The organism is Enterococcus casseliflavus (assembly GCF_029215545.1).
GTDB classification, from domain to species: Bacteria; Bacillota; Bacilli; order Lactobacillales; family Enterococcaceae; genus Enterococcus_D; species Enterococcus_D casseliflavus.
The window spans coordinates 1,221,958-1,246,426 of sequence record NZ_CP119393.1 but is presented as its reverse complement, the minus strand read 5'-3'; the positions used below and the strand labels follow the sequence as shown (position 1 = coordinate 1,246,426).

Annotated in this window: 18 protein-coding genes and 1 pseudogene; 2 read left to right on the top strand and 17 right to left on the bottom strand. The window is 37.2% G+C overall.

Annotation, left to right across the window (positions count from 1 at the left end; translation table 11 throughout):
* Nucleotides 1-94: 94 nt before the first annotated feature.
* A complete protein-coding gene (locus tag P0G38_RS06095; RefSeq protein WP_275854482.1) occupies nt 95-1,897 on the top strand; it encodes an LTA synthase family protein in 1,803 nt (600 codons plus the stop codon).
* An 805-nt stretch (nt 1,898-2,702) separates the two neighbouring features.
* A pseudogene (locus P0G38_RS06090) lies at nt 2,703-3,056 on the top strand (transposase); the annotation flags it as partial.
* A gap of 168 nt (nt 3,057-3,224) precedes the next feature.
* Here the strand turns inward: P0G38_RS06090 and P0G38_RS06085 are convergent.
* The 17 genes from P0G38_RS06085 to P0G38_RS06005 form a co-directional block, all read right to left on the bottom strand.
* On the bottom strand, nt 3,225-4,535 hold the full coding sequence (locus tag P0G38_RS06085) for a DUF2142 domain-containing protein (protein WP_010749356.1): 1,311 nt from the start codon (nt 4,533-4,535) through the stop codon (nt 3,225-3,227).
* A gap of 20 nt (nt 4,536-4,555) precedes the next feature.
* Nucleotides 4,556-5,803, bottom strand: coding sequence for a glycosyltransferase family 4 protein (locus P0G38_RS06080; RefSeq protein ID WP_010749355.1), 1,248 nt, complete (start codon nt 5,801-5,803; stop codon nt 4,556-4,558).
* Nucleotides 5,804-5,849: 46 nt separating this feature from the next.
* Nucleotides 5,850-8,924, bottom strand: a complete 3,075-nt coding sequence (locus P0G38_RS06075; RefSeq protein ID WP_275854477.1) for a rhamnan synthesis F family protein — start codon at nt 8,922-8,924, stop codon at nt 5,850-5,852.
* Between the two features lie 26 nt (nt 8,925-8,950).
* On the bottom strand, nt 8,951-10,180 hold the full coding sequence (locus P0G38_RS06070; protein ID WP_010749353.1) for an ABC transporter ATP-binding protein: 1,230 nt from the start codon (nt 10,178-10,180) through the stop codon (nt 8,951-8,953).
* A 1-nt stretch (nt 10,181) separates the two neighbouring features.
* Complete coding sequence (locus P0G38_RS06065; protein ID WP_151195675.1) at nt 10,182-10,982, bottom strand: ABC transporter permease; 801 nt, start codon at nt 10,980-10,982, stop codon at nt 10,182-10,184.
* A gap of 209 nt (nt 10,983-11,191) precedes the next feature.
* Complete coding sequence (locus tag P0G38_RS06060) at nt 11,192-12,358, bottom strand: nucleotide sugar dehydrogenase (protein ID WP_060792925.1); 1,167 nt, start codon at nt 12,356-12,358, stop codon at nt 11,192-11,194.
* A 16-nt stretch (nt 12,359-12,374) separates the two neighbouring features.
* The gene (gene rfbD / locus P0G38_RS06055; protein WP_121260935.1) at nt 12,375-13,226 is read right to left on the bottom strand and encodes a dTDP-4-dehydrorhamnose reductase; all 852 of its coding nucleotides are present in this window, start codon (nt 13,224-13,226) and stop codon (nt 12,375-12,377) included.
* A 42-nt stretch (nt 13,227-13,268) separates the two neighbouring features.
* Nucleotides 13,269-14,297 (bottom strand): dTDP-glucose 4,6-dehydratase, encoded by a 1,029-nt coding sequence (rfbB, locus tag P0G38_RS06050; RefSeq protein WP_275854468.1) that lies wholly within the window; start codon nt 14,295-14,297, stop codon nt 13,269-13,271.
* A 12-nt stretch (nt 14,298-14,309) separates the two neighbouring features.
* Nucleotides 14,310-14,882, bottom strand: a complete 573-nt coding sequence (gene rfbC, locus P0G38_RS06045; RefSeq protein ID WP_060792922.1) for a dTDP-4-dehydrorhamnose 3,5-epimerase — start codon at nt 14,880-14,882, stop codon at nt 14,310-14,312.
* A gap of 15 nt (nt 14,883-14,897) precedes the next feature.
* On the bottom strand, nt 14,898-15,764 hold the full coding sequence (gene rfbA, locus P0G38_RS06040) for a glucose-1-phosphate thymidylyltransferase RfbA (RefSeq protein ID WP_060792921.1): 867 nt from the start codon (nt 15,762-15,764) through the stop codon (nt 14,898-14,900).
* Between the two features lie 106 nt (nt 15,765-15,870).
* Complete coding sequence (locus P0G38_RS06035) at nt 15,871-16,575, bottom strand: glycosyltransferase family 2 protein (protein ID WP_086295564.1); 705 nt, start codon at nt 16,573-16,575, stop codon at nt 15,871-15,873.
* Complete coding sequence (locus P0G38_RS06030) at nt 16,572-17,402, bottom strand: glycosyltransferase (protein WP_121260932.1); 831 nt, start codon at nt 17,400-17,402, stop codon at nt 16,572-16,574. The genes P0G38_RS06035 and P0G38_RS06030 overlap by 4 nt, the downstream gene beginning before the upstream one ends.
* Complete coding sequence (locus P0G38_RS06025) at nt 17,402-18,190, bottom strand: glycosyltransferase family 2 protein (protein WP_151195671.1); 789 nt, start codon at nt 18,188-18,190, stop codon at nt 17,402-17,404. The genes P0G38_RS06030 and P0G38_RS06025 overlap by 1 nt, the downstream gene beginning before the upstream one ends.
* Nucleotides 18,191-18,458: 268 nt before the next feature.
* Entirely contained in the window at nt 18,459-19,757 is a 1,299-nt protein-coding gene (gene asnS, locus P0G38_RS06020; protein ID WP_194194066.1) for an asparagine--tRNA ligase, read from the bottom strand.
* Between the two features lie 43 nt (nt 19,758-19,800).
* Entirely contained in the window at nt 19,801-20,994 is a 1,194-nt protein-coding gene (locus tag P0G38_RS06015; RefSeq protein ID WP_005229502.1) for a pyridoxal phosphate-dependent aminotransferase, read from the bottom strand.
* Nucleotides 20,995-21,044: 50 nt separating this feature from the next.
* A complete protein-coding gene (locus P0G38_RS06010; RefSeq protein ID WP_010749344.1) occupies nt 21,045-21,545 on the bottom strand; it encodes a cell wall elongation regulator TseB-like domain-containing protein in 501 nt (166 codons plus the stop codon).
* 48 nt (nt 21,546-21,593) lie between these two features.
* Nucleotides 21,594-24,350, bottom strand: coding sequence for a helicase C-terminal domain-containing protein (locus tag P0G38_RS06005; protein WP_275854454.1), 2,757 nt, complete (start codon nt 24,348-24,350; stop codon nt 21,594-21,596).
* Nucleotides 24,351-24,469 lie beyond the last annotated feature (119 nt).

The following is a 24,469-nucleotide window of genomic DNA, read 5'->3' as shown; positions in this document are numbered from 1 at the left end:
TTAATGAAATAATTTACTTAATCGAAGATTTATATTAAACTTTTTGCTAACGACACTTATTTCTAAAACAGTTTTTTCTGGGAGGATTTTTTAAATGCTTATAAGCCTGGGTCTTTTTTTTATTTTGTTTTTTTACTGTCGCTCTACCTTTTTGAAGCGGCTTTTTTTCGCTTTTTTTATTGCTAGCTTTCATTTCACCCTTAGTACTTTTATTTCATCCAATTTTACTCGAGTCGTACTTTTTTTAGAAAGGGTTTCAGAAAATGGTACGGTTGTAAGGACCATACTCTCATTAGTCCTTGCGTTAATTTTCTATGCAATTTTTAGATTTGGTTCAAACTATTGGCTTGAGAAACCTATAAAGATTGATAAAAAATATGTTGCACTTTCACTACTACTGATATTGTTGACATTTTTAGGTTTTTTGGCCTCTAATAGCGCCTATTGGACTAAAAGCTACTTCGGAAACGTTGGAATAGATGAAATTTTTTATACACTTTCTCAACCGCTAACTGGAACTGATCAAGGACAGATTTACGCATATCTTTTAGGTCCTTTACTAAACTCTATAGTCATTACACAAATTATCATCATTCTACTCTATTTCATGATTATGATTCGTTCTTCGAAAACCACTAGAATAGTCAAATTTTCAAAAAAATCATGCTTTCTTTCTATTTTTTTTACAGTAATTTTATTGTTAGCAAATATAGTATTAGGCCTTAATAAACTTGGTTTTAATGAATTGAAAGCTTACTTTTTTGAAAAATCAACTATATATGAAGATTTTTATGTTGATCCAAATTCGATTTCTATAACTTTTCCTGAGGACAAGAGAAACTTGATTTATATTTTTGTTGAGTCCTTAGAGACAACTTATCTTTCGTCAGCTGTTGGAGGCGCCCAACAAGAAAATTTAATGCCTAATATCACAGAACTCTCATATTCAGATGGACTAAATTTCTCCAACCAAAAGCTGTTAGGGGGGGCAATTCAAGTTCCTGGTGTTGGATTTACGGTAGGAGGAATGGTTGGACAAAGCACAGGCGTGCCTTTACGTGTGACCGGCGGATATAGTGAAAACGACTATGGCAATACTGAACATTTCATGCCAGGAATTACCTCTATAGGTGACATATTGCATGACAACGGATATAACCAAATTTTATTATTGGGGTCAGACGCCGATTTTGGCGGTAGGAAGAAATTTTATGAGCAACATGGAGACTACGAGATACGGGATTATAATTATGCTAATGACCATGGTTGGATACCAAAAGATAGAAAAGTATGGTGGGGATATGAGGATGAGAAACTCTTTGAATTTGCGAAAAACACACTTTTGGAACAAGCATCACTAGACCAGCCATTTAATTTGACTATGCTAACGGCAGATACTCATTTTCCAGATGGATACAAAAATGAAAATACACCTGAGATTTTTGATGAACAGCTTAGCAATGTTATTTATTATTCGGATCAGATGATTGGCGACTTTATTGCTTGGATAAAAGCACAGCCATTTTATGAAAATACAACTATTGTTATTGCTGGAGACCATTTAAATATGGACCAAGGTTACTTCGCTTCAATAGAAGAAACTTACCAGAGAACGGTTTTTAATTTATTCATCAACTCTCCTATTACTACATTAAATAACACTGAGCGTCAATTTAGCACACTCGATCTTTTCCCTACAACATTGGCCGCACTAGGCGTACAAATAGAAGGCGACCGAATAGGACTAGGTACTAATTTATATTCTGATACTAATACTTTAATGGAATTCTTGGGATACGAGACATTTACCTCTGAATTAAGTAAAAACTCAAGTTTTTATAATAAGTATATAATGAAAGGTTCGGATCTTACCATAAATACAAATAGTAATAATTAGTGAAAAATATATCGATCGCTGCTGCATGGAATACTTCATAAATCGCCCCGACAAAAGCATCCAAGTGATGTTTTTGTCTTTTTTTTCGCTTGCTCAAAGCAACATGTCAGAAAGATCACTTTCTTGTTAGCTATATGATTAAGTAGTTTTTGAAATAATATATTCTGATAGAAATCTAATATTTTTTTTAACACGATTCAAAATCCAAAAATATTTTGCTGGTCTAATCTATAAACTCTTTTTTCAAATAACAACAATATTTCACATCCGCTCTTAAAATAAAAAATATATAGTAGCAACTGGAAGAGGGGAGATTTTTCTTGATTGTCCACAACCACTTTTTATGTATCAGCCAAATTACACTTTCCAAGGTGACCTGCATGACAGAATTGCAAGTCAATCATAATATCCTCTCGTTTATACTACTTTTGTACATAAAAAAGTTTTCTTAAAATACCTTTTTTACATCGATTCTTTAAAGAGCGATTATTACTTTAATATTTATTAAATCAACTATATTGTGAGTAGAGGTAAATTAAAAAAGAATGCTGCTTGATTTATCACCTTTTTTTATTTTAATCATAATATAATTATATGAATATTTTTTTGGTAAAAAAGCGAAATTTTATTTTAACAGACTTCTTATAATCCCATTATCTATAAAGTGAAAATTAAAAGCATTTCAAGTTTCCTGTTACAACATGACACCAAAAGATATTTATATCATGTAATGAGAATAAGGCTTTCTATTTCTCAACCGCCTAATCATTCTCCTCAAAAAATCAGCCTCTATAATTTTTATGGGACAGAAACGATGATGATTGATCGATTGCTTGAGTTTTCTACGCCCCTGAAGGAGGCGTATCCCTTTTTTCATGAATTAGTTGAAGCCTTTCGAGACAAAGACCCTGACTTATTTTTCTGCATATTGGCAGAACTTCCCGAAACGTTAGATGACGGCTTTCGGGAGAAGCTTCAAAACCTTCTGTCCTATGAAGAAGGCATCACCAACGCAATGATCTATCCTTATTCCAATGGAAAAATAGAAGCGAAGAATACCCACATAAAGACAATGAAACGAGTATCCTACGGATTTAAATCATTCGAGAACATGAGAATTAGAATCTTTTTGATCAATCAATTAATCAATGTAAGATAACAAAAAATCTGAGCCAGAATGTGGTTCATTCTGACCCAGATTTGATTTTACACAACTCATTTCATCTATTATTGAAAAAACAGAATCAGCAAATTTCTATACTGAAAATGAATTAGAAAAGAAAAAAACTAATCTAAAGATAAGCAACCCTGTTCATAAGTTCTCCCATCATAAAAACCAATAAGTATCCAAAACCAAGCCTGTAGAAACAATAAAATTGAATACTAAAGTTAATATTATAGCAAACCTTAATAGCTTTTCACTCATCTCGACTTTTATGCTATCTTTTAATGAGATGAAAAAAGGAACAAGAAAAATAAGAAACGGAGTAAAGTATCTCCCTTGTGCACCTACCGAAATTATTGCATTCTCTCCTAATACTAGCGGTGTCCAAGCATAGTACATTCCAGCGATTATAGCCAAAATTTGAATTACAATGATTGCTAACGATGAAAATCCGAATATTTTCTTGATTTCAAAATCACTATCCAGAGCAGAAATAAAAGCCAATAAAGCTACATCTATAAAAATAATCCACAAAGGGATTTCTACCGAAAACAACCCAATATAACCAAACATACCCACGGTTAAAATGCTGTTTAAATGTCCATTTAGATTATTATTAAATAGAGTTCTCACCAAAACGAGCAGTAATTCTTTAATTCCCTGTATACCACCAAACATTTTAATACCTACTAATCCCCCAAGAACAAGCAAAAGGACGATCAGTATATATTTGTATTTGAAGATCAACTTTCTTATATGCTGATTAACTTTCTCCAAAGGAGAAAGTTTTCCTGCTAATATGAAATTGATTGGGAACAGAAGCAATAGAAATAAAAAGTTATTACTTTTCGTAATATATAGTGCTAGAGCAAATAGCAAAATTTGAAACAACTTTTTTAAATTGATTTGAGGATTTTCAATCATTAGGCTTAAAAAGGCAAAAAAGCCAAGAATCGCTACGAAGTTTGCAGCATCATAAGATAATGATCCTGCTTGTTGAACCATTATAGGGAGTAAAGATAAAAGCACCATCGACCATTTACCGTATCTAGTCTTTGTAATAATTAAATACATACTGGCTATATAAAATACAGCGTTAAATAAGCGTCCCAATGTTACCATCACACCTATTGATGGATAAACAATGCTTCCTAGTATCATTCCTAAAACTTGCGGAATATGCATAATTCTTTTCAATTCAAAGCTTGGTTGAAATTTTTCCTCGGATAAATCAATTTTTTCCGTAAACAACTGTTTATATTCACTTTTGTTAATTTCAGTATCTGCACTAACACTATTCATCCAATCAAAACTCGTGTCAGTTCTTACAAATATTGAATTCCATGCCATTCTCGCATGGTTCATCTCATCGGGCACTCTATTAATAGGCATTAAAAATACCGAAATCCCTATAAATAGAGTTGCTAGTACGAGAAAAATTCCTTGCGGTTCTCGTAATTTGTTTCGAACCATTATTTTAACCCCTTAAGTATTTATTTATTTTTAATTTTATACATCACTCTCTGCACAAAGGTTCTTATTTTTATTTCTAGATTTGCTAATTTACTTTTCTTTTCGTTGATTACTAATAAGTTTTTTATGTGTCTTATAGCATGTTCATTTGTCTTTGCTTGATTTATTTTTTCTATTAAAACATGATAAACTGACTTGATTTGATATTTTTCTTTCGCTGTTTTAATGAACATTTCTGATTTACTTTTTACTTCTTCAAAATTGTCTATAAAATAATTAATAGCCTCTACAAGCGAATCAATATTACCTAATGGATATATTTTCCCATGTTGAAACATCTCATATGCAGATAAATGGCCTGGATTGTCCGAAATGATCACTGGAATACCATTGAGTAAAGCTTCTACATAAACTAATCCATATGTCTCTAAACTTGATGTAAACACACAAATATCCTTATCTGTAACTATATCCCATGGATTCTCTACATTCCCGGTAAAAGAAACTGATGCAATAGTATGCTCCTTTATATATCGTTCGCATTCTCTTTTATACTCTTCATCCCAACCGCCAACAAAAACTAGTTCGATATCTTTTCTATTTATTTCATGGAATGCTCGAATTAGCTCCAATTGATTTTTTCTTTTGGTTATTCTTCCAACTGAAACGATTCTTTTTTTCTTTCCTATTTGAATATTTGAACTTTTTAGTTCTGTATACGGCGCAAAAGGAAGTATTTCTCTACTATTAAATAATTTATTCAGATGATTGTTTAAATCACCTGTGACCGAAAATATATCCGTGGAAAATTGATCAATAAAATCTAGTTTATTCTTATAGTAAGCAAACTCTTTTTCTGGATATTCATGAATTAACCAGATATGAGGAATAGATTCTAGACAAGAAGCAAGAGCACCTTGAAACATATTTACCGTATTTGTAATCACCACATCCACTTGTTTTTCTTTTATAATCTCGGTTAATGTCTTAATTGTGTCTCTATATGAAACAACTCTTTCTTCTTCTGAACCAAATATATGTGCGGGAGCATCTTCCCACCACCAACGTTGGCTATTGATCAAACAGCATTCAATGCCATTGGACTCACAATATCTAGAATAATCATTTTCTGTTGCAACTCCATATATCGGTGCTGCATTAACTACATGATATCCTTCTGCAGCTAAAAACTTCATTAAGTTGACGATAGATATTTCTGCTCCATTATCGAGCGTACCCGTTGGTGACACGAAAAGTATTGTTTTCATCTTGTCTCCTTCATTTAAAACATACCTATACTAAAGAATATTTTATTTAATCGTTTATTTTATTTTTTGCCTCTTCAGATAAAAAATCTGTCAATTCATCGCTATGTTGAATTGTCGTACAATTGTTAACAACATAATTATACGCGTTACGTCCAATTTTTTTGCGCAACTCTCCATTCGTTACAAGCAGCTCTAGTTTTTCAAACCAATCTTCAGATGAATCAACTAAAATGCCAGTTTCACCTTCAATTATCATGTCCTTGAATGATCCAATGTTACTGGCAATTGTTGGAATTTTTAATAACCCAGCTTCTAACCACTTAATTTCAGATTTTGCCCTGTTAAATATAGTGTCGACAAGCGGCGCAAGATTTATATCTACATTTTTAACAAGTTGCGGCAGCAATCTCCAGTCAACAAATGGATGGATCACAATTTGTTCACTATATTCTTTTAACTCATTCGGAATATCGATATGACCCGCTAAATGTAATTTCACGTTATTAAAGGAAGCTAAAATTTTCAATATTGCCGGCATAATTAATTCAAAATTTTCGTTATGAGTAATTGATCCAGAAAAATACCCAATATGAACACATGATGCATCACTAAGTTTTTCTGCATTATTGCTTAGCTTTATTAATTCCTCACTGCCTAAGTTACGGTTTAACAACACTTTAGTATTATACTTTTTTAGCTCTTTTTTCAAATCTTCTGTGGAAGCTATTGCAATATCACATAGAACTAGCATTTTTCCATAGTTAGTCACGCCAGCATCATAATTTTGCTTCTCTATTTTAGATAATCCTTTAACATACGAAAGCTGGTCAGTGTATTTCGTATCAATCACTAAATCATCAATATCATATAAAACTGGCTTATTAAATTCTTTGGCCACTTGAATCAAATTGACCAGCATCTCATTATATGGCGCTCTATAAATTATAATATGGCTCGCTCTTTCTGCATCGCTAATTTTCAGCTCAGAAAGTCCCACAGACTTCACTCTAAAATTCAAATTTTTTAATTGTTCAATTTTATTTTCAACACGATATTTTGTCAGTTGTGGAATAACATTTTCAACACCATCAATAATCAATACATACTTTTGTGAATCTTTCTCCTTTATATCCTCTATGATCTCTTTGATGATTTTAACAGGATAATCTGTCTTTTCTTCTATATATTTTACCAAACTAGGGATTTCTGTTTGCCTATTCAAGCCTTGCCAAATAAATTTCTCATTTGTATAGTTTGATAATGCAGTATATTTGATTACTGGTATACCCTCTTTAAGCATCTCAAGAGGATGGATATACATTGCACTATCCTCGTTTTTTTCTGTTAGCGCACCATGCTTAAATCCTAAATCTGAAAAATGCTTTGTGAATACCGTTTCGTGCATACCAATTGCTTTATCTCTTGAATTTGTATCATTCATTTTTTCCCAATAAGAATAAAACCCTGAATAAGAAAGCAATGTCTTTTCTATTACTAAGAAGTAAGACTGTAAGTGTTTAGGAATATAGCCGTATTTGTTTAAATTAGTAAAATCGTTATATTCTTCTCCATAAGTCAAACCCCAAAAATCCAGTTTTTTATCTGCCATTTTTTTAAAAATAGATGATAATTCACCAACAGGTCCAATGTTGGTATCATTTACTAACAGTAACTCATCATATTCCAAAAGCTTCTCTTTACCCAAAAACAAAATTCCATGTCTAAATGCTGCCGTATCGTATCCTTTATTTTCTCTGGTTTCTACACGGCCTAATTGTTCCAACTGCTCAATATCCGAGCTTGGTAAATCACCATTTACTATAATTAAGAGATCTGTACATAGAGCTTTAAATGCTTTCAAGAAAAGAAGTTTATATTCTTGTAATTTCTCTTTGTCTTCATAAATAACAAAAATCAAAATTCTTGATGGAGCAACATAGTTATTATTCTTTCTCTCTACACTCCTTTTAACCCTCATCAGGAGTGTAGAGGGTTTTACAACTTTTGTTGAGTATTTTCTTGTGTTCTCTTTTAATTTACTCCACACTTTTAAAGCAAGAGCTGGATTTTTAATAAAGCGATATCCATAATGTATCGGCTTGATGAAAAGATTCCCTAATTTATATGAATTTGAATTTCGAATTTCATTTTTCTCATTTTCCAAAGTTGCAATAATTTGTTTCATTGTATATTGTTCTTTTTCATATTTTTCAATTTCATAAGAGAAATGTTCACCCAACTTTTTTCTTTCAACAAGCAGATTTTGCTTATCCAATTCTAAAAGTTTTTTTTCATCGTTTTTCACGATAATTTCGTGATCTTGATTCTTTACATGTTCTGTTAACTCAGTCAAATGTTTTGTGAGATTGCTTAATCTATTTTCCAATATCATAGTATTGTGTGAAACTGCATTAAGAATTTCATTGGGATAGTCTTCAATATGTTTTCTTAATATATAAAAATAAACTTCATAATAAAATTTATCAGAAGAATGCTCTCCGGTCCTAGAAATCGAATTTGCTAGTACTCGATAATTCAGCTTAGCTTCTTCACATTTTTTTGGTTTTGCTTTATTAACTAAAATTAAATTCATGATAAAATCATAATCAACTAATTTTTTTCGGTTTAAATTCAAGTCATAACGAACATCTTTAATGATGGATGCTCGTATTAGTGAACAATTATCAATAAAATTATTTGTTAGATAGGCTTGAAGCTCGAACGGTCTGGCTTTCATGAAAAGTTCTTTTGATGAAGCATTGATTAAGTCGGTATATACTATATCGACCTCTTCGCTTTCAGCCAAAGAAACTAATTTTTCAATAAACTCAGGATCGAGATAGTTATCACTGTCAATAAAAAGAACATATTTGCCCTTTATCCAATCTAACCCACGGTTTCTTGTTACGCAAACACCACTGTTCTCTTGATAAATATACTCATATTTTGTGTTAGAAAGTTCAAGAGTTTTAAGAATTATTTCTTCTGATTTATCAGTTGAACCATCATTTATAACAAGCAGTTCAATCTCAGGGTACGTTTGAGAAAGTACACTTTTTAAACATTGTTCAATATATTTTTCGTGATTGTAACATGTCACAATAACAGATACTAACCCCATAAAGTTTTGCCCACCTCATTACCAGACTATATTTCGATTTCTTCCCAAGATCCATTTCGTCTAACTAATCCGCTAGAAGAAATTCTCTCGCTTTTAGACATTTCTTTTTTTGGAGAAATAATTATTATAGGTGAATTCTCCTTATCAGAGAACGCGAATGGTTGGTCTGATTCATTTCTGACTGAAACACCTAACCGAAGTTTGCAACCATTCATTTCGTTCAAATTACATGTATAACGCAAAGTTTTTTTCCCTAAGCCTGTGGTCATATGATCTAATGAATTGTCATTATATACCCAAATATTTCGATCAATATCCGTTAAAGAAAAAGCTATATATGTTTTCATTTCCTCTAAAACTTCATACGAAACTTCAAACGCTATTCTTTTTTGATCTTTCTCTATTAGTTCATCTGATAGCAACCGTACTTTGAAGTCTTTAATGTAATCGTTCTCTTCTTCTTTCTTTACATCGATATCGTCTGTTTTTTCAATAACGGTGGAGGTCCCCGTCTGTGTAACATTGTCTAAAGAATATTGATTTGCTACATCATCTGGGGTCCCGATGATTTTTACTTCCCCTTTATCGATCATCAGTGCTTTATTACAGTATTTACGAACAGATTCCATTGAGTGAGTCACGAGGATAATGGTCTTGTTCTCATCTTTGGCCTTCATGAAATAGTCATTGCATTTTCTTTGGAACGCTTCATCCCCGACAGCCAATACTTCATCTAAGACTAAAATATCGCTTTTCGCTTGAATCGCTACAGAAAACGCAAGCCGAACCTGCATACCGCTTGAATAATTCTTTAATTTTTGATTCATAAATTCAGTTAATTCCGCAAACTCAACGATATCGGAATACATTCCATCCACTTCTTTTTCGGAAAAACCAAGCATAGCGCCATTCAAATAGACATTCTCTCTCCCAGTTAATTCTGGATTGAATCCAACGCCTAACTCGATGAAAGAAACCAATTTTCCGTTCACTTCTACAGACCCTTTTTCAGGTGTATAAATTTGGGAGATAATTTTTAATAAGGTTGATTTTCCACTCCCATTTCTTCCGACAATTCCAAAGAAATCTCCTTTATTCACTTCAAAAGAAATATCTCTTAGGACTTTTTGCTCATTGTATCCTTTGATTCCTTTAAAATAATTAACGATCGTTCTTTTTAAACTCGTTGTACTTTCTGTAGGAAGACGAAACGATTTTCCTATATGATCAACTTTCACTGCTATTTCATTATTCATATTAAATAATCTCCGCAAATTTTTTCGAATTTTTATTAAAAATCATGTAGCCGGCAACTAATACGATCCATGGCAAAACATATGGAATTGCGACGATCCAATTCGTATTTATTAATTGCCATACCGTAATATTACTTGTACTTGTTAAGATATGCCGCATATCTTGAATAATTTGAGCCATTGGATTCATCATCAAAAGTTTGGCAATGTTCACGTCCATATTCATTACAAGTGTCAATGGGTAAATTAACGGTGTAAGGTAAAAACCCGCTTGAAGGACAACCTCCCAGATCGGTCCAATGTCTCGAAACCTAACATAGATTGTTGCCAAAATAAAAGACACGCCCAATGAAAAGGCATAGAGTTCAATCAGAAGCAGCGGTGCTAAAAAAGCATAGATTGAAATATCCGCTCCATTGATCATCGCAAATAAAAGAACGATCACAAGGCTGATTACTAGATTGATTAAGGCGTTGATCGATACAGCAACAACAATGATATGTGTAGGAAAGCTTAGTTTTCTAAGCAGATCGCCTCGTGTGACGATTGATGACATACCTAAATTTGTCGTTTCGCTAAAAAAGCTCCATAGAACGGTTCCCAAAAGTAACGCCACTTCAAAGTGAGGAACATCTTGTCCAAATTTAAGAAAACGTACAAAGACCACATACATGACAGTAAACAGCATCAAGGGCTTTAAAACAGACCAAACATAGCCCATAATACTTCCTTGATATCTTAGTTTAAAATCGGTTTTTACTAATTCTTTCAATAAAATTCTATTTTTACGCTCGAACATCATTTTCTCCTTTAAGGTTCCACTAATCTTTTTTACGGTAAAACTTTTTAAAGCTATCCTTAAAAAGTATACTCGACATTCCCCTCTTTCTCAACCTTTACCAGATCATTTCAAAAATTGAGAAAAAAAATTAATGTTTCATTGACAGATTAAACGAAAAAAAGAAAGCCGCATTCAACGAACGAAATTTGGCCTCCTTTTTCTCAAAGTTTTTAGTCTCTTTCAAACAAATCTCTTGTGTATACTTTGTCTTCTACGTCATGCAGTACATCTTCCATACGATTTGCTACAATAACATCAGAGATCTTTTTAAACGTCTCAAAGTCATCAATAACTTCAGAGTTATAGAAGGATTTCTCTTTTAAAGAAGGCTCGTATACTACTACGTTGATTCCATGGGCTTTGATCCGCTTCATAATTCCTTGAATGGAAGAATAGCGGAAATTATCAGAATGAGCTTTCATAGTCAATCGATAGATGCCCACAACTTTCGGTTGTCGATCAAGGATCTGCTCCGCGATGAAATCTTTGCGGGTCGTATTTGCTTCGACGATCGCTTGAATGATATTATTCGGAACCTTATCATAGTTAGCTAGGAGCTGCTTGGTATCTTTGGGCAGACAGTAGCCACCGTATCCAAAAGACGGATTGTTGTAGTGGGAGCCGATTCTAGGATCCAGCCCGACGCCTTCAATGATTTGTCGTGAATCAAGTCCCCTCACTTCCGCATAGGTATCTAATTCGTTGAAATATGCCACGCGCAGCGCCAGATACGTGTTAGAAAACAGTTTTATTGCTTCAGCTTCAGTCGGATTTGTTAAAAGCACGGGAATTTCATTTTCCCATGCATTTCGCTTGAACATCTCGGCGATCTCTTTCGCTCGCTCACTGCATTCTCCAACAACAATTCTCGAAGGATGCAAATTGTCGTATAAAGCTTTTCCCTCACGCAAAAATTCAGGTGAAAATAAAATGTTCTCTGTGTTAAAACGTGCTTTAAGATCTAATGTATACCCTACAGGAACTGTTGATTTAATAATAAACACAGCATCTGGACGCAACTCCAGCGCTTTTTCAATCACCGATTCTACAGTCGACGTATCAAAATAGTTTTTATGCTCATCGTAATCTGTAGGCGTCGCAATAATTAATACATCCCCAAAGTCAACAGCTTCATCAAAAGCTTTGGTGAAATGAACAGACAAGTCTGTCCGCTCCAAAAATTGGTGAATTTCTTTGTCTTCAAGAGGTGAGATTTTCTTTTGCAATTGATCGATTTTTTCATCCACAATATCATAAGCAAGTACTTCTTCTTTTTGCGCCAATAACAAAGCGTTTGCTAATCCTACATAACCTAAACCAAAAACGGAAACTTTCATCATGATCCCTCTTTTTCTAGTTTTCTTCTTTCTCTAAAGATGCAGTCATATCAGCCAATGCTTCTTCCCAAGTAGGAATAACAAAACCGGTATTCTTTGCTTTTGTAAGATCCAACACCGAGTATTGTGGTCGTTTTGCTTTTTGCGGATATTCTGCTGAAGTGACAGGTGCAACCTCAACATCCGTTTCTTTCAGAATTTCTTTGGCAAATTCGTACCATGAACAGCTATTGTCATTTGATAGATGGTAGATCCCATAGTCTGCATTGTTTTCGATAATATAGACCATAAATTCAGCTAATGTTCGGGTCCATGTTGGACGGCCATATTGATCATCGACGACGGTTAAGCGCGGGTGCGTTTGCGCTAAACGTTTCATTGTATATACAAAATTATGTCCATATTTACCAAAAACCCATGAAGTTCGGATAATGAAGTATTCATCTAAAAGATCTTTCACTGCTTGTTCACCCAACAATTTTGTACGACCGTATTCATTTTGAGGATTCGGCTTATCTGTTTCTTTGTAGACCCCCTCTTTTTTCGTTCCATCGAACACATAATCAGTACTGATGTAAACAAACTTTGCTCCTACCGCTTTCGCCGCTTTCGCCACGTTTTCCGTCCCGTTGACATTGATTTTCTCATCAAGTTCCTTGCCTTCATCTTCCGCCTTATCTACTGCTGTGTATGCAGCACAATGATAAATAACGGTCGGTTTTAATTCTTGAATAAACGCAAGAGTTGCTTGTTCGTCCGTAATATCCATTTCCTGAGCATCCGTTGAGACATAGTTTAATCCTTTTTCATCTAATAGATGTCGCAGCTCCGTGCCCAGCTGCCCATTTCCGCCTGTCAGTAAAATCATATTTCTCATCCCTTCAAAAAAAGCAGGTTTCCCTGCTTTTAATTATTGTCCATTCGTAGCATAATTTTTTTCTACCGCTTCTTTTTCTGTCTTCCACCATTCTTCGTTGTTGCGATACCACTCAATCGTATCGGCTAAGCCATCTCGGAAATTGGTGAATTCCGGTTGCCAGCCCAATTCTTCTTTCAATTTTGTCGAATCAATTGCATAGCGTAAATCATGACCTGGTCGATCATTTACGTGCTCATACGCGTCTTTGGGCTGATCCATTAGTTCTAAAATCAGTTCAATTACTGCTTTATTATCCTCTTCACCATCGGCACCGATGAGATACGTTTCACCCATTTGTCCCTTTGTTAAAATCGTCCACACAGCTGATGAATGATCATTTGTATGAATCCAGTCACGGACATTTTTCCCGTCACCGTACAATTTCGGCTTGATGCCGCTCAAAATATTGGTAATTTGTCGAGGAATAAATTTCTCAATGTGTTGATAAGGTCCATAATTATTAGAACAATTGGAGATCGTCGCTTGGAGACCGAATGAGCGCACCCAAGCTTTTACCAAAAGATCGGAACCAGCTTTTGTTGAAGAGTAAGGACTTGATGGGTTATACGGCGTTTTGTCCGTGAATTTTTCTCCCGCTCCTTCGCCATGTCCCGGAAGATCTTCTCTCAAAGGAAGATCGCCATATACTTCATCGGTTGAAACATGATGGTATCTTACATTATACTTTCGGCATGCTTCTATCAGCGTATACGTTCCAATAATGTTGGTTTGAACAAACGGAAAAGGATCTTTCAACGAGTTGTCATTATGAGATTCTGCAGCATAATGAACGACAGCGTCTGTATCCTGAACCAATCTATCTACCAGCTCCTGATCAGCAATGTCGCCGACAACTAATTCGAAGCGATTCTTTGGAAGACCATTAAGATTGTTCTTATTTCCCGCATAGGTCAGCTTATCTAAAACTGTTACAAAAACATCAGGATGATTATTGATCACATAATGAACAAAGTTAGAGCCGATAAATCCTGCTCCACCAGTTACAATAATTTTTTTCATCACTTTCACTCCTTATACTTCACCATAGACAAATGTATTTTCTATTTCAAATTCTTTCAGTGTTGGATGTTTTTTATCTTTTTCTGATAGAATCGCTTTTTTCACATCTATAGGCCAAGTAATTGCCAAATCGGGATCATCAAATGCAATGCCGCCATCAGCTTCAGCATTATAATAGTTGTCACACTTATACAAGAAGTTCACATTTGGGGTCAGTGTCATAAACCCGTGAGCAAATCCGCGAGGTACTAATAACTGACGATGGTTGTGTTCGGTTAACAAGTACCCTTCCCACTCTCCATAGGTCGGGCTGCCTTTACGAATATCTACGATAACATCAAGTACCGCACCAGTCACCACACGAATCAATTTTGTCTGTGCTGCTTCACCTTTTTGAAAATGCAGGCCTCTTAACACACCTGCTTCAGCAGATAATGAGTGGTTATCTTGAACAAAATCAAAGTCAATTCCTTGTGCTGAAAATTTTTCTTTTGAATAGCTTTCAGTAAAAAAACCTCGATGATCGCCGTAAACGTCCATCTCTATTAATTTTACATCTGTCAATTTTGTTTCTATAACTTTCATCAAAGCGTCTCCTCTTTATTCAGCAGCTAGTCGTAATAAATATTGACCATACTGATTTTTTTTCAATGGCTCAGCTAAAGCAACCAACTGCTCTCTTGTGATATAGCCCATTCGGAATGATATTTCTTCCAAACACGCAACTTTCAAGTTTTGCCGTTTTTCAATCGTTTCAATAAAAGTAGATGCCTCAAGCAATGTTTCATGTGTTCCTGTATCAAGCCAAGCGAAACCTCTTCCCATGACTTCAACAGAAAGTTTATTTTTTTCTAGATAAACTTTATTGATATCGGTAATTTCTAATTCTCCACGCGCAGACGGTTTGATATTCTTGGCGATTTCGACTACTTCGTTATCATAGAAATACAGACCTGTTACAGCATAATTTGATTTCGGCTTCTCAGGTTTTTCTTCAATAGACAAGGCGTGCATATCGTCATCAAACTCCACTACACCAAATCGTTCAGGATCATTTACATGATAGCCAAAAACAGTTGCACCTGATTCTTTTGCAGCAGCTCGTTGAAGCATTTTCGATAGACCGCCGCCATAATAAATATTGTCTCCTAAGACTAAACAAACACTATCAGTGCCGATAAACTTTTCCCCAATAATGAATGCTTGAGCGAGGCCGTCAGGACTTGGCTGTACTGCATAGTCAATTTGCAGTCCTAAGTCTTTGCCATCGCCGAATAACTCTTGAAAGCGAGGAGTATCTTGAGGAGTGGAAATAATTAAAATTTCTTTGATCCCCGCCAACATCAATGTAGACATTGGGTAAAAAATCATTGGTTTGTCATAAATAGGCATCAATTGTTTAGAAGTTGCTTTTGTTAATGGATAAAGGCGTGTTCCTGAACCGCCTGCTAAAATAATCCCTTTCATTCATTACGCTCCTTAAATAATTTACTTGTATTTCTCACCACAGCATTATCTCATTTCTAGAAAGCTTTGTCATTCAATTCAAAGTTTTGAAATGAAAATGTAACTTTTATTTATCAAATACCTTTCTCATGAACAGGCTTCTTATTAAACCCCAGCGCCACACGAATTGCTGGCCAAATGAAGCGGATGTTTTGATTTCACTGGCATTTTTTTCATGTCTTCGATACAACGTTAACTGCTTATCAATAAGTTCGATACGGTTGCCTGCCATTGCACCGATCCACATATCATGCATTGGAATTGCTTGCGGAAACGGAAGAATAGCTGGCTTCAACTCTCTTCGAAAAGCCATGCCTGCTCCGATGTATTTATTTTTAAGCACATTTCGTAAAAATCCGACTTTTACATTCCGATAGGCAAAATAGGAGGGTTCAATCACTTCAAGCTGCTCATCGACAATTCTCAAATCAGAAATGACTACCTGTGTCTCTTTTTTTTCATCAAATTTTGCTTTTGTATCAGCAACTTTATCGGGAAGCCACACATCGTCTTGGTCGGCCAAAAAAATCAGATCGCCTGAAGCCTGCTTAATTGCGTGTTCAAAATTCTTGATAATGCCTTTTTGCGGTCCTTCCAAAAGTTTGATTCGGGGATCTGCGCGATAAGAATCGAGGATATTTCTTGTCTTGTCAGTAGAGAAGTCATCCGAAATAATCAGCTCATCATCAGGTGCAAGTTGAATTAGAATGCTGTCCAGCTGTTCTTGAAGATACTTTTCTCCGTTATAAGTGGCTACACATACTGATATCATAAATGATCCTTCCTAAATGACAAGTATTCTTTCCATGTTCTTCGGCTGAATCGGCACATTTTGGGTGAAAGTGCTTGTTTTATTGTTCGAAAAAAAAGCTGTTTTTCATGTTCCTTTTTCTTTTCTTTATCGAAATCCCTATAGAATTTCGATTCACTGGTAAGAATCTGCTCATATCTTTCCCTAGTCATCGTTTTATAATGCATGACTGAAAGATCATGATTCAGCTTTTGGTTTGCGATCAAAAACCGAAAGCCTTCTTGATGTAAGCGAAGAAAAAGCCAATGATCTAAAAAATCCAGCGGAAAAGCATCATTGAATCCGCCGATTTTTTTTATAGCCGCGAGAGTGACTGCGGTGCCGGAATTGATTGCCATAATCCGCTGTTTTTGCTCACCGATAGCAGGATATGCCAGATTTCGATTGATGTAACGATCAGCTAAGACCGGTGATACCTGTGTTGTGCCACTGTAAATCAGCGGCACAACAGCACCTATTTCAGTTCCGATCGTCTCAGTCATAAGAAAGTTTAGGTAGGCTTTTGTCAGTTCCGTATCTTGATCCAAGAGAAGCAGCAAGTCAAAATCGCCGCTAGACGCAGACTTAAACCCTTTATTGTATGCTTTGGAGAGGCCGGGATTGGCTGGATCATGGAAATAGCTCACTAATGGATGCTGAAAAAAAGGCTCATCATGACTTTGTGGACTGTTATCATAAACCAGCAATTGGATTTGCTGGTTCTTCACCGCTTTTTCCAAAAGCGGTGAAGCCGACGCTTCTTGCCAGCTTCTTTCATACATTACGATCGTCACAAATAAACGGTTCATCAAAACAGCCTCCAACCCCATTTATTAAAAAATTTCATCATCGAATGCATAAACACCAAAAAGAGTTTTGCACTTCTATGAGCTCCTTTGCCGTATAAGTGCACGACTTTTTCAAAGGGCGTATACAAAATGCGGTACCCCGCTTTTTCATATCTCAAACACAAATCATTGTCTTCAAAATACATAAAGAACTGTTCGTCAAAGCCGCCGATTTCTTTAAAGCGAGCGATTTCTACCAACATAAAACAACCAGAGCCCATTCGGATATAACTGGTTTGATCTTGTGGAAGGTCACGGCACTCATAAGCAGACAGTCTTTTTTTAAATACTTTTTTTACCCAATGAAACGGAATAAATCGCAAGAAATAATCGAATACAGCTAATCGTTTTCTTACTAAATACTGAATAGAGCCATCTTCGTTCAAAACCTGAGGAACTACGACAGCTACTTCATTCTCTTGAATTCTTTTTAATAATCCTTCAATTGATTCTTTCGTGACAAGAATATCAGGATTGCAAATAAATCCGTATTCTTGCGTTGCATTCATTAATAATTGATTGTGTCCATGACCAAATCCAAGATTTTCATTGGCTGAGATGACAGTGACAAATGGATAATCTTGCATTTTAGCAATGTATTCTGCTTTCGAATTATTATCAAATATTTTCACTTCAAAGCGTGGATCCTCTCCTATCTCTTTCTCCAGATGATCCAATGTTTTGAATATATCACGACTATTATGTGTCACAATACTGATGATTATTTTATTCGTTTTTCTATTATCCATAGTGTATTGTCCTTAATGTTATAAAATGAGAGATACTAGTCAATTTGTTATTATATCATATCCCCGCGCGTAAAAAAAGCACACTCGAGCAAGCAAAGCGATTTCTTCTATTCAGTCCCATCCGCCCGTTGGATTGCTGCTTGCTTCTTTTCTGAAGTAATCCCTCATCATCAAGAGCAGATAAAAACACCAGCCCCGCTAGAGACTTTCTAGCAAGGGATGGTGTGATGAGTGAATCGTTTACGCTTTCGCACAAAATCTTTTTAAATTAAGGATAAATCCGATTCAACAACCGTGGAAACGGAATGGATTCTCTTACGTGCTCGATTCCTGATAACCAGGTAACGGTCCGTTCTAATCCAAGACCAAAGCCGGTGTGAGGAACTGAGCCGTACTTGCGTAGATCTAAATACCATGAATATTCATTTTCGTCCAAGCCGTGGGCGCGGATTTGTTCTAGCAGGTATTCATGATCGATAGCACGTTCAGAACCGCCTATGATCTCGCCATAGCCTTCTGGTGCGATCATATCGGCACAGATCACGACATCTTCTCTCGTTGGATGTGGCTTCATATAGAAGGGTTTGATGGCTTTTGGATAGTTTAAGATAAAGACGGGCTGATCGAATGAATTGGCAATAAAGGTCTCATGTGGTGAGCCAAAGTCATCGCCCCATTGAATATCAGCAAAGCCGTTCTTTTGTAATAATGCCACTGCATCATCGTAAGAGATTCGTGGGAATGGTAATTTGGTGTATTTTTTCAAGACTTCACGGTCACGGCCTAAGACATCTAGTGCATAGTCACAGTTATCGAGCACATTTTGCACTAAAAATGCCACGTACTGCTCTTGGACTTCTAAACTTTCTTCTTGATGCATAAAGGCCATTTCTGGTTCAATCATCCAAAATTCAATCAAGTGACGACGTGTCTTTGATTTTTCGGCACGGAAGGTCGGTCCAAAAGAAAAGACTTTGCCAAACGCCATAGCGGCAGCTTCCATGTACAATTGACCGGACTGAGATAGATATGCTTTTTGATCGAAATAGTTGGTTTCGAATAAATCAGTCGTTCCTTCTGGTGCTGATCCGGTTAGGATCGGTGGATCGATTTTGATGAAGCCATTTTTGTTGAAGAATTCATACGTTGCCCGGATGATTTCGTTTCGGATTTGCATGATGGCGTGTTGTTTTGAGGAACGCAACCATAAATGACGATGGTCCATCAAGAAATCTGTTCCGTGTTCTTTTGGTGTGATTGGGTAATCATGGCTTTCCCCAACAACTTCTAAACCAGAAATACCAATTTCATAGCCGAATTTTGAGCGGCTGTCTTCTCTGATTTCCCCAGTGACCAGTACGGCAGTTTCCTGATTTAAATTTTTTGCTAATTGGAAAACTTCTTCCCCTACTTCACTTTTTACAACGATTCCTTGAAAATACGCTGTTCCGTCGCGAAGTTGTAAGAAGGCGATCTTTCCGCTGGAACGTTTGTTAGCAACCCATGCTCCGATTTGAACGGTTTCGCCAACGTGTTTTTTTGCATCTAAAATTTGAATAGATTCCACTTGATTCTCTCCTATCTAATTAATAAAGGCACCATAGAGCATTTTAAGCTTTTTGGCGTTTCTTTTCAACAAAATCATGGATTCGTTTGGTAGCTTCTGCTAACGTGTCCCAATCAGTTGCATAGCTGATCCGTAAATAATCTGGTGTACCAAAACCAGCACCAGTCACTACTGCCACGTGGGCTTCCATCAGTAATGCTTCTACGAAGGCATCAATGGTTTGATAGCCGCACATCGTCATGGCTTCTTTGACATTTGGGAACAAGTAAAACGCGCCTTGGGGTTTCGTCACCTGAAAACCAGGAATAGCGGCAATTAGCGGATATAGTTTGTTCAAGCGCTCTTCGAAGGCCTGACGCATCACTTCGATCGATTCTTGATTCCCAGTCAGTGCCTCAACTGCTGCGTATTGGCTAGCAGCCGGCGGGTTGCTAGTAGCTTGGGAAGCGATATCGATCATCGCTTTGATGATTTTTGCATCGCCGACAGCAAATCCGATCCGCCACCCAGTCATAGAATAGGTTTTAGAAACGCCGTTGATCACGATGGTTTGTTTGCGGATCTCTTCTGATAAGCTTGCGATCGATGTAAAGGTATTGCCGTTATAAACCAAACGACCATAGATATCATCGGCAATGATCCAAATATTATTTTCCACTGCCCAGTTGCCGATTGCCGTTAACGCTTCTTTTGAGTAAATCGCCCCTGTAGGGTTGGCAGGCGAGTTTAAAATGATGGCTTTCGTTTTCTCTGTACGAGCAGCTTCTAATTGAGCCACAGAAACTTTAAAATCGGCTTCTTGCTTGGCTTCAACAAACACAGGTGTCCCTTGCGCTAAACGGACTTGTTCCGCATAGCTGACCCAATAAGGCACTGGAATGAGTACTTCATCCTCTTCATCAAGGAGCGCTTGAAACAGCGTATAAAGGGCAAACTTCGCGCCATCTGTCACGATCACTTGGTTTGAATCATAGTCAGCACCATAAAACTCTTTCATATAAGCAAGAATCGCCTGTTTTAACTCAGGAATCCCCGCAGTTGCTGTGTAAAAACTAGCCTTGCCGCTCTCAATCGCTGCGATCGCTGCTTGGCGAATGTTTTTCGGGGTAATAAAGTCGGGTTCACCGACAGTTAGACTTAATACGTCTACACCTTGGTCCGCTAACGCTTTTGCCTTAGCAGATGCCGCTAACGTTGCGGAGGGTTCCAATTTTTCTGCTCTTTTTGAAAGTACCATGTTTATCATCCTTTCTACGATCCAAAATTCATTCTATCATAAGCGTCTTCCTATAGTTCAGTGATCGCTTTGATTTCTTCGCCATCTTTGAAACCAATCAAATAATAGTTCAAACGACCATCGCCATCTTTCGTCATGACTTCCCAAGTTGGCTCGCCTTCAAAAATACCCAATGCGGCCTTTTGGATTTCCTGACCTTGATGATTGTCGCGAACAAATGCCTTAGCTTGTGCTTCCGTCAGCCCATCCGCTTGATTAAAAACAGAAACCTTCTCACCGCTTTTTGGGATGATCACAACGATCTCATTGTTATTCGTATCCTTTCCAACAATGCTAAAGGAGGTTTCCTCACGGGTAAACCAATAAAATTGTTCGACCTCTGCTAAATCGGTGTATCTTTCTGCTATTTCGATTGCTTCGTTTCTTGCTTGTCGCATTGGACGAGAAGAACGGAGATAGAAAATAGAAGCGAAGAGAATAACGACCAATAAGACTGTGATCGCACTCAGCAAAATAACCACACGCCGATGTTCTTTGTCTTTTGTTTTCACACTTCGTACTCCAATCTTAAATAAAATTCATTATATCAGATGTTTAACTCATTTTTCAAAATCGGCTGCTGCTTTTTCCTCTTGCGCAAAAAAATGTTGGATGTCTTCGGCGATCTCGGTTGGACTTGCTTCAATCAGAGGTAAGTTTTTGGGTAAGCCTTTGACCATTCGTTTGCCATACTTTGTCGATAGCAAGCGTCGATCAAGGACGACCATCACGCCGGTATCCTCCTCGGAACGGATCAAGCGCCCCAACGCTTGGCGCAGCCGTAAAATCGCTTTAGGTAAGGCATCTTCTTTAAAAGAATCAATGCCTTCTGCTTCCAAAAAGGCGTGCCGTGCTTGGACCATGGGTTGTTTAGGGTTCTCAAAAGGCAATCGGGTCACCACAGCGATCTTCAGTGCCTGTCCTGGTAAATCGACCCCTTCCCAAAAACTGCTAGTCCCTAATAAGATACCATTTTCCGCTAATAAAAATTTCTTTAAGATTTTCTCACGGGTTCCGCCAGTCCCTTGAGCAACGATTTCTCTGCCATAATGCAGGGCTTTTTTATTCAATCGATCATAGACATTTTTCAAAGTCTCGTGTGCCGTAAACAACACAAGCGCTGGTTGCGGATTGTCAAACAAAATCGGGACCAACGCTTCGACTAAATAATCCGCGTATTCGGCAGCTGATGCTTGTTGGATCGAGAGACCTTTTTTGATTACATACAGTCGCGTTTGCTTGCTGTAATCATAAAAGGCAGGAATCGTTTTGACTGGCACATCCGTCAAGCCGATCTGATGGGCAAAATATTCTTTGTTGCCTGGGATCTTCAATGTCCCCCCTAGATAAATGATGTGCTGATAGCGTTGGTACCAGGTGCTCTCCACAATCGAATGTCCTTCTAGATCAGCTAACTCAATCACAGCATTTCCTGACTGGGGATGCTTTTTCAGCCAATGAACGTAACGAGGATGCCACCAAGTCAACCACGCGGTCACTGTTTGTTCCTGTGCGTCCATTTGACTAAAGAAATCAAACAAACGGGCAATCACGATCCGTTGTCTTGCATACCACCGATCATTGGTCAACTCGAATCGCTGACGTAACTGTTGTTGGATCTCATTGATTTCTTGATAGTAAAGGCTCCATTTCTGATGCAGCTTGTCTTGTTCTAACGTGCCATCATAGAGGTCGTCATGGTGCACGACTTGCAGCTCTGGCGCATCGATCGACAAACTGCGAAAATACTGTTCTTGTGTTTCGACCAAAACCGACAATGCATTTCGATACAACGAGAACATCCGTTGCAAAAAATCGTCCTCGGTAATGATCTGGGCAATTTCTTCAAATAGTCCTTCTTCATTCAGCTGTAAAAACTGCCGCTTGAAATGAGCAGAGTCAAAGACATGTTGACTAAAGCCTTCTGCTTGCTGCGGCAACTGTTGGGCTTCATCGATCAACAAATAATCACTCGTTGGCAACAGTGGCTGCGCCCGTCGGTTTTCCTGCATTAAAAAGGCATGATTGACGATCAAAACATTGCTTTGCGCCATCCGCCGATATAAATGTCGAACAAAATCTTGTTCATAGAAGGGTTGATCTTTGGCTAAAAAGTCGACCCCGCGATGGCGAATGTCGGTAAATAAAGGATGATCAAGACGAACTAAATTCAATTCATCAAAGTCACCTGTTTCTGTTTTGGTCAGCCAGACTAAGATCCCCATCTGATATTGGGCGTATTGCTTTTGTTCTACCGGTTGATCCAGCGTCGCTTTAAAGCGCTGCAAATCAATGTAATGACGATGGCTTTTGACCAAGACCGCTTGCAAAGGCTGCTGCAGTACTTGGTTCACCAATGGAATGTCTTTGCTAATGATCTGATTTTGTAAAAGAATCGATGAGGTGCTAACGATCAATGGATTTTCTGGCGTCGCTAAATAAGCGGCTGGAAACAAGTAACCGATGGTTTTTCCCATCCCCGTTTCTGCTTCAATAATCAAATTTTTCTCTGGTTGGGTGTAATGCGTATACACCGCATTCATCAAACGTGCTTGTTGTTTCCGATAGATCAAGTGCTCGCCAAAGCGCTGTTCTTTTTCCGTTTTTACTTTCGGATACGTTTCTTGAAAATGCGTGGCTTCAAAAAGCGGAACAGTTTTTTTTCGCAGGACGACGCCGTCGATCACTTCGAAATCTTCCGCCAACTCTTGTCCTTTTTCTTTCAAAATTCCGTGAATATACTCACTCGTTTGCATCCCCATCTGACCGCTTAAAAGCGCAATCTGTTTAAGAGTCGTCCGTGGTAGCTGTCGCATGATTGCTTCAATGTATAAAAATAATGCTGCGGTCACTTCTGCATCACTATCGGCTTGATGTGGGTTGTCATGACGAAAGCCGATGCTGTCTGCCAGATCACCTAAGCGAAAGCTGCTTTCTGTCGGCAAAAACACTTGCGCCAATTCCACCGTATCGATCCCTGGAATCGATAAAGGCGGCAGACCGCAACGAACAAATTCATTGCTTAAAAAATGATAGTCAAAATAAATGTTATGCGCCACAAAAATCGTATTGCTGAGTAAGTTGTAGATCGTGTCAGCTATGTCTTCGAAATAAGGCGCTTTGCTTACTTGCTGGTTTGTGATGTGTGTCAATCGTTGAATTTGCTTAGAAATTCTGCGGTCAGGGTTGATATCTGCGGCAAAACGATTGATGATCTTGCCATCTTGGACTAAGACACAGCCAAATTGAATAATTCGATCAATCGTCGAATCGGTTCCTGTTGTTTCAAGATCCACCACAGCGTATATGGGTTTCATTGTATTCCTCCTTGCACACTGTCTGCATTATACTACAAAATCAATGGCGATTACATCTGTTTTCCCATCGGATACGAGGGTTCGCAGGAAGAAGAACCTTACTATCTAGTATCCGTAAT

Excerpts from the sequence above, each read along its gene's own strand:
- P0G38_RS06095 (WP_275854482.1), top strand. The coding sequence starts at position 95 with ATGCTTATAAGCCTGGGTCTTTTTTTTATTTTGTTTTTTTACTGTCGC.
- P0G38_RS06085 (WP_010749356.1), bottom strand. The coding sequence starts at position 4,535 with ATGGTTCGAAACAAATTACGAGAACCGCAAGGAATTTTTCTCGTACTA.
- P0G38_RS06080 (WP_010749355.1), bottom strand. The coding sequence starts at position 5,803 with ATGAAAACAATACTTTTCGTGTCACCAACGGGTACGCTCGATAATGGA.
- P0G38_RS06075 (WP_275854477.1), bottom strand. The coding sequence starts at position 8,924 with ATGGGGTTAGTATCTGTTATTGTGACATGTTACAATCACGAAAAATAT.
- P0G38_RS06070 (WP_010749353.1), bottom strand. The coding sequence starts at position 10,180 with ATGAATAATGAAATAGCAGTGAAAGTTGATCATATAGGAAAATCGTTT.
- P0G38_RS06065 (WP_151195675.1), bottom strand. The coding sequence starts at position 10,982 with ATGATGTTCGAGCGTAAAAATAGAATTTTATTGAAAGAATTAGTAAAA.
- P0G38_RS06060 (WP_060792925.1), bottom strand. The coding sequence starts at position 12,358 with ATGAAAGTTTCCGTTTTTGGTTTAGGTTATGTAGGATTAGCAAACGCT.
- rfbD (WP_121260935.1), bottom strand. The coding sequence starts at position 13,226 with ATGATTTTACTGACAGGCGGAAATGGGCAGCTGGGCACGGAGCTGCGA.
- rfbB (WP_275854468.1), bottom strand. The coding sequence starts at position 14,297 with ATGAAAAAAATTATTGTAACTGGTGGAGCAGGATTTATCGGCTCTAAC.
- rfbC (WP_060792922.1), bottom strand. The coding sequence starts at position 14,882 with ATGAAAGTTATAGAAACAAAATTGACAGATGTAAAATTAATAGAGATG.
- rfbA (WP_060792921.1), bottom strand. The coding sequence starts at position 15,764 with ATGAAAGGGATTATTTTAGCAGGCGGTTCAGGAACACGCCTTTATCCA.
- P0G38_RS06035 (WP_086295564.1), bottom strand. The coding sequence starts at position 16,575 with ATGATATCAGTATGTGTAGCCACTTATAACGGAGAAAAGTATCTTCAA.
- P0G38_RS06030 (WP_121260932.1), bottom strand. The coding sequence starts at position 17,402 with ATGAACCGTTTATTTGTGACGATCGTAATGTATGAAAGAAGCTGGCAA.
- P0G38_RS06025 (WP_151195671.1), bottom strand. The coding sequence starts at position 18,190 with ATGGATAATAGAAAAACGAATAAAATAATCATCAGTATTGTGACACAT.
- P0G38_RS06015 (WP_005229502.1), bottom strand. The coding sequence starts at position 20,994 with ATGGTACTTTCAAAAAGAGCAGAAAAATTGGAACCCTCCGCAACGTTA.
- P0G38_RS06005 (WP_275854454.1), bottom strand. The coding sequence starts at position 24,350 with ATGAAACCCATATACGCTGTGGTGGATCTTGAAACAACAGGAACCGAT.